Genomic DNA, 1,019 nt, shown 5'->3' on the forward strand with positions numbered 1-1,019 from the left:
TTAGTCGCAGCGCCAATACCTGGCACGCGAGAGCTGAACATCCTCATTGGTGCGGCCTTAACTTGTATGGTGTTGACGGTGTAGTGTGGCGGACACCCGATAGTGTCCAAAATCAAGCCGCCTTTGCGCGTACCGCAAACGCTTCAGGCGAAGCTGCTTATCCGCAAATTCGCATGGTTTGCTTGATGGAATTAAGCAGCCATTTGTTGGTCAACAGCGCCTTTGATTCGGTTGCCGAAAATGAAATGAACTTAGCATCCCAGCTCATTCCTAGCATTCCCAATCACAGCCTAACCCTATTTGACCGAGGATTTTACTCGCTCGGCCTGTTACACGCTTGGCAGCAAGCGCAACCTGATAGCCACTGGTTGTTGCCATTGAAGAAAGGCACTCAATATGAGGTGGTGCGAACGCTAGGAAAGCATGATCAGTGGGTGAAACTCACCACTACACCTCAGGCCAGAAAGAAATGGCCACATCTCCCTGAAACTCTTGAAGCGCGTTTATTGACTAAGACAGTGAAAGGTAAGCCAGTCGCCATTTTGACCTCGTTGACAGACCCGATGCGTTACCCCAGCGAAGACATCGTCGACTTATATGCCCATCGATGGGAAATAGAACTGGGCTACAGAGAGATGAAGCAACATCTACTGGAGAGCCGTTTTACGCTCCGCAGTCAACTACCGGAGCTGGTGACTCAAGAGTTATGGGGCGTGCTACTGGCCTATAATCTCATTAGATATAAGATGTTGCTGATGGCTAAAAGCTTGCCATCGGTCCACCCCAATCAACTGAGTTTTCGAGATGCGGCGAGTTATATCATCTTCAAGTTGACACAACTGTCATCACAAACACCGGGGAATGTCCCGAGAGACGTATTGGATATAGAACGAAATGCACGGCAATTTAAGCTGGATGGTAAACGGGAAAGGGCATATCCACGAGTTCTTAAAATGAGCAAAAACAAGTTCCCGGTTAGACCAAGAAAAATGCCGTTCACTCTTAAGTGAACGGCATTA

Annotated in this window: 1 pseudogene; it reads left to right on the forward strand. The window is 48.4% G+C overall.

The annotated features are described in order from the left end of the window. Positions 1 to 1,006 (forward strand): annotated as a pseudogene (locus KO533_RS22385) (IS4 family transposase); the annotation flags it as partial. Positions 1,007 to 1,019: the final 13 nt, after the last annotated feature.

Origin of the sequence: Shewanella sp. NKUCC05_KAH, assembly GCF_019345585.1 — a bacterium.
GTDB classification, from domain to species: domain Bacteria; phylum Pseudomonadota; class Gammaproteobacteria; order Enterobacterales; family Shewanellaceae; genus Shewanella; species Shewanella oncorhynchi.